Annotated in this window: 4 protein-coding genes and 1 pseudogene; 4 read left to right on the forward strand and 1 reads right to left on the reverse strand. The window is 74.2% G+C overall.

Annotated elements, in window-relative coordinates; translation table 11 throughout:
- From HDR73_RS10210 to HDR73_RS10220, 3 genes are all read left to right on the forward strand, one after another.
- A partial coding sequence (locus HDR73_RS10210) for a DUF4190 domain-containing protein (RefSeq protein ID WP_287136432.1) occupies positions 1-937 on the forward strand: 937 nt, incomplete at its 5' end.
- Positions 938-1,095: 158 nt separating this feature from the next.
- Positions 1,096-1,995 carry a DUF4190 domain-containing protein gene (locus HDR73_RS10215; RefSeq protein ID WP_041464280.1) on the forward strand — a complete coding sequence of 300 codons (900 nt, stop codon included), beginning with the start codon at positions 1,096-1,098 and terminating at the stop codon, positions 1,993-1,995.
- A 78-nt stretch (positions 1,996-2,073) separates the two neighbouring features.
- Complete coding sequence (locus HDR73_RS10220) at positions 2,074-3,306, forward strand: kynureninase (protein WP_012297725.1); 1,233 nt, start codon at positions 2,074-2,076, stop codon at positions 3,304-3,306.
- A 36-nt stretch (positions 3,307-3,342) separates the two neighbouring features.
- Here HDR73_RS10220 and HDR73_RS10225 read toward each other — a convergent pair whose 3' ends face one another.
- Entirely contained in the window at positions 3,343-4,437 is a 1,095-nt protein-coding gene (locus tag HDR73_RS10225) for a Gfo/Idh/MocA family oxidoreductase (protein ID WP_012297726.1), read from the reverse strand.
- A gap of 183 nt (positions 4,438-4,620) precedes the next feature.
- Here HDR73_RS10225 and HDR73_RS10230 point away from each other — a divergent pair.
- Positions 4,621-5,337 (forward strand): annotated as a pseudogene (locus HDR73_RS10230) (glycosyltransferase); the annotation flags it as partial.

Consider the following 5,337-nt stretch of genomic DNA (forward strand, 5'->3'; position numbering starts at 1 on the left):
TCCGACGGGCGCAGGGGCAGCGGCCGGCGCAGCAGCGCCCGGCCCCGGCTACGCGCCGTCCGGCCCCGGCCCCGGCAGCGCACCGTCAGGTCCCGGCTACGCGCCGCCCGCCGCCCCGCCCTACGTCTCCGGTCAGCCGCCGCGTCCCCGCGGCGGCAAGGGCCTCGCCATCGCGGCGCTGGTCGTGGGCATCGCCGGATTCGTGGGCGCGTTCATCCCGGTCCTCAACTACGTCACAGCCGTGCCCGCGCTGGTGGCCGTGGTGCTGGCCATCGTCTCGCTCGCCCGGCGGACGGACGGCAAGCCGCTGGCGCTGGCGGGCCTCATCCTCGGCGTCGTCGGCTTCGTCCTCAGCATCGTGCTGGCGCTCGTCTACACGTTCGCTTTCGTGAGCTCGGTCTCCGACGCCATCGAGACCGCGGACCCCGGCTCCGGCTTCGCGAGCCCGGAGCCGACCTCCGGCGACGACGACGCCACCGCCCTCCCCGGCACGAGCCCCGACGACCCGCTCCCCATCGGCACCCCGGTCACGGGTGACGGGATCGACGGGCCCGAGTGGCAGGTCACGCTGGGCACGCCGATCCTCGACGCCACGGCCGCGGTGCTCGCGGCAGAGGAGGGGAACCCGCCGCCCGCGGACGGCATGCAGTACGCGGTGGTGCCGGTCACGGCCACCTACCTCGGAACGACCGAGGGCGATCCGCTGTCCGAGCTGGCTGTCGGGTTCCTCGCCGCGGACGGCTCGCAGTACTCCGCGGCGGACAGCTTCGCGCTCGCGCCGGCGCCCGCCTTCACGGACAACGAGGAGCTGCTCGAGCCGCAGGGCACCGCGACCGGGAACGTGGTCATCGAGATCCCGATCGACGGCGCCGCCGACGGCCTCTGGGCCACGGCTCCGGGGATGATCGCGGACGCCTACTACTTCCGGGCCGGCTGATACCTCGTTCGGGCAAGCCGCTCTCGGGGCGTCTTCGCGAGCACGTGGTGCCGACGGGCCGCCCACAGGGTACGAAGCGCTTGATCGGTGGCCCCAGTTCGCGGTGCAGGAGGCCCTTTCGGGGCTGTCGGCCGCCGTCGCTCTAGTAAGAAGTGCCCATGACCGACGCACGAGACCCGAACTCGACCCCCGAACAGCACTCCTACCCCGCACCCCCTCCCGCACCCGAGGGCGGGTACGCGACTCCCTACGCGCCTGCCGCTCCCGCGGGCCCCTCCGGCGGGAAGGGCCTCGCCATCGCGTCCCTCATCGTCTCGATCGTCGCCTTCCTCGGGGCCTTCATCCCGTTCCTCAACTACGTGGTCTTCATCCCCGCGATCGTCGCCATCGTCCTCGCCATCGTGGCGCTGGCGCGGCACAAGGCGGGGAAGCCGCTCGCTCTGGCTGGCTTGATCGTTGGCGTCTTGGCGCTCGTCCTCAGCGTCATCCTCGCGGTCGTCTACACCGTCGGGTTCGCGGCAGCCGTCTCCGAGAGCCTTCCGCGGAGCGAGGGCGGCTCTCGGTCTTCCGCGGCTCCGCTGGACGAGACCGAGGAGGAGGCTGGCCCGGCCGTCGGGACACGGGAGAACCCCGCTCCCATCGGCACGGTCGTGACGGGTCTCTCCGGTGGATCCCCTGAGTGGGAGGTCACGCTCGGCGCTCCCGTCCTCGATGCCAACGCGGCGGTCACGTCCGAGAACATGTTCAACGATCCCGCTCCCGCCGGTACGCAGTACGCGATGGTGCCCGTCACGGTGAAGTACGTGGGTACCGAGTCGGCCAGCCCGATGTTCGAGATCGGCGTCGAGTACGTCTCCGCGGCAGGCACGACGCACACCACGTCCGACTCCTTCGCCGTCGCCCCCGAGCCGCAGTTCGACTCGATCAACGAGCTGTTCCCCGGGGCTTCGGGGACTGGCAACGTCGTCATCGCCATCCCCACCGCGGATGCGGCCGCAGGGACCTGGGCCGTCAGACCCGGCATCCTCGCCGACCCGTACTACTTCGCCGCCCAGTAGCGACGGAGCTCGAGAGCCGTGGCACCTCCGGGTGCCACGGCTCGCATCGTCTTCCGGCTGGGCTCGTAGGCTGCGGAGGTGACACCCGACGCCCCCGCCACCCGCCCGATCCCGCCAGCCGCCGAGCTCGACGCGCGTGACCCGCTCGCGCGGTTCCGCGACCTGTTCGTCGAGGCCGACGACGTGGTCGCCTACCTCGACGGCAACTCGCTCGGCCGGCCGACCCGCGCGAGCGTCGACCGCGTCGCGTCCTTCGTGCGCGACCAGTGGGGCGGCCGCCTCATCCGCGGCTGGGACGAGGACTGGCTCGCGATGCCGACGCGCATCGGCGACGACCTCGGCCGCGTCACGCTCGGCGCGGCGGCCGGCCAGACGTTCATCGGCGACTCGACCACCGTGATCCTCTACAAGCTCGTCCGCGCGGCCGTCCGCGCGCGCCCCGGCCGCGACGAGCTCGTGATCGACACCGACAACTTCCCGACCGACCGCTTCGTGCTCGAGGGCGTCGCCGAGGAGTGCGGCATGACGATCCGGTGGATCGAGGTCGCGCCCGACGCCGGGGTCACGCCGGATCTCGTCGCCGAGGCCGTGGGGGAGCGGACCGCGCTCGTCGTGCTCAGCCAGGTCGCGTACCGCTCGGGGTTCCTCGCGGACGTGCCGGGGATCACGCACATCGTGCACGACGCCGGCGCGCTCGTGCTCTGGGACACCTGCCACTCCGTCGGCGTGGTCCCCACCGAGCTCGACGCGTGGGGCGTCGACCTCGCGGTCGGCTGCAGCTACAAGTACCTCGACGGTGGGCCCGGCGCGCCCGCGCACGGCTACGTGCGTCGCGACCTCCAGCAGGAGCTGCGGCAGCCGATCCAGGGCTGGATGGGCGCGCGCGACGTCTTCGCGATGGGGCCTGTGTACGAGCCGGCCGACGGGATCCGCCGCTTCCTCAGCGGCACGCCGCCCATCGTCGGCATGCTCGCGATGCAGGACATGATCGCGCTCATCGAGGAGGCGGGCATGCCCGCGATCCGCGCCAAGTCGCTCGCGCTCACCGGCTTCGCCCTCGACCTCGTCGAGCGCGACCTCGTGCCCCTCGGCGCGCGCGTCGCGAGCCCGCGCGACGAGGACCGCCGCGGCAGCCACGTGAGCGTCGACCACCCGCGCTTCCGCGACATCGTCGGCGCGCTGTGGGAAGAGGGCGTGATCCCCGACTTCCGCGCGCCGTCGGGCCTCCGCCTCGGGCTCAGCCCGCTCACCACGTCGTTCCGCGAGGTGGAGGTCGGCGTCGAGGCGATCCGACGGCACCTGGCGGGCTGAGGCGGCCCGCCGAACCCGCGCCGGCGCCGGAGCACGTCAGTCCGCCCACGCCCGCCGCGTGCTGCGGACGGGCTGCCCGGTGGTCGCGGCCTCGTGCATGAGGAGCGCGAGGTGGTGGTCCTGCGACGCCTCGGCGAGCGAGTTGGTGGACGGGCCGCCGGCCGCGTGCGCGTGCATCTCGACGAGGCACTGCGCGACGGCGATCTCGTCGTCCGCGAGGCGGCCGGGCGCGAACGGGTTCTCGTAGACCCACTCGGATCCGAGCAGCAGACCGCGCAGGTGGTGGCCCTCGAGGTTGCCGCCCTGCCCGGTCTCGATCCGCGTGATGTCGGCCCACGTCGGCGTCGTCGCGTCGAGGAGCCAGCTCACGTGCTCGTCGACGATCTCGCCGCGCTCGCCGCGGACGAGGAGCCGGTTGCGGCGGATCCACGAGAAGTACTGCCGGTCGGCGAAGTCGTAGACGCCGAGGCGGTCGCCGAAGTCGAAGCGCGCGGTGGTCTGCACGGCCGTCACGACCTCCTCGCGCACGGGATCCCCGTCACGGTCGGGCCCGGCCACGAGCGGTGACGAGAAGCGCTGCGCCGTGATGGTGGCGTCCTCGAACCCGATGCCGAGCGCCCGGCGCATCACGCGGACGCCGTGGTAGTCGTGGCACTGCGCGACGGTCGCCTGGCTGATCCGCCCGAGCCGACCGCCGGCGGCGATCGCCAGCTGCGCGGCGAGCAGCGGCGAGAGCGGGTACTGCTCGGCCACCTCGATCCGCGCGCCCTGCTTCACGAGCGCGTCGAGCCGCTCGAGGTCCGCGACGGTCTCGCCCGGCGGCGTCTCGGTGAGCACGGCGACGCCGCGGTCGACCAGGTCGGCGATCACGTCGGGCGCGGCGGTCCGCGGCACGGAGACGACGACGAACGACGGCGCCTCGGCGGCGAGCAGCTCGGCCGCGGTGCGGAAGGTGCGGATCCCCCACTCCTCCTCGAGCGCGCGGCCGGTGTCGGCGCTGCGGGTCACGAGCCCGGACACGGCGAAGCGCTCCGGGAGGGCGCGCGCGATGCGCAGGAAGAAGGCGCTGCGCCAGCCGCTCCCCACGATGCCGAAGCGGATCTGCGGGGGCGTCGTCGCGGGGCGGGGCATGCTCGCCAGCGTACGCGCGGGGTCGCGGGTCACCCGGGCCGGTGGCCGTCCCGGGCGCGCGGTTGGGTTCTCGCAGCGGACTGGGGAATACTCGCGAGGGCCGGGAGGCTGTCCCGGGGGCGGACGCCCCCGCGTGCGGCGCGTCCCGTCACGAGGAGCACCGACCCGAGAAGGGGCACGAGCATGGGGATCCAGACGAGCCTCGACCAGGTCGCGCAGGCCGCGCGCATCCTCGACGTGATGCAGGAGGCCGACGAGCTCACGGTCGCCGCCAGCCGCGACGGCGGCGGACGCGCGGTGCGCCTGCTCGCCCGCGCCGCCGCCGACCCCGCCGACCAGCTCACCGCCGTCGCCGCCATCCACGCGCTCGCCCAGGTCTTCGACGAGGCCGCCGACCACGCGCTCGTCGCGCTCCTCGACCACGACACCCGGTGGATCCGCGAGCACGCGGCCTGGGCGTTCGGCACCCGCCTGCCGCGCTTCGACGCGGTCTCGGGCCTCGTCGCGATGGTCGTCGAGGGCGGCTTCCCCGGCATGCTCGCGCAGCGCACCCTGCAGCAGTGGGCTGCCTCGACGCCCGAGCACGTCGCGCTGGCGCTCGAGAACGCGCTGCTCGGCGTGCAGGGCGACGACGCCCGGTCGCGCCTCGTGGAGACCGTCGGCCTCGTGCCCGGCCGGATCCCCGAGCGCGTGCTCCTCCGCATCGCCCCCGCCGTGGCCGAGGGCCCGCTCACCCGCTCCGCCGCGGTGGCTGCCCTCGGTGACCGGCCCGCGGGCGAGGCCATCGCGGCCCTGGTCGCCGACATCGCGCGCGGAGACGACGAGGTGGCCGCGGTCGCGCGCCTCGCCGTGCTCGACATCGCGCGGCGCGACGGCGACCGCGGATCCCGCGTCGCGCCA

Source organism: Clavibacter sp. (genome assembly GCF_014802555.1).
Lineage (GTDB): Bacteria > Actinomycetota > Actinomycetes > Actinomycetales > Microbacteriaceae > Clavibacter > Clavibacter sepedonicus.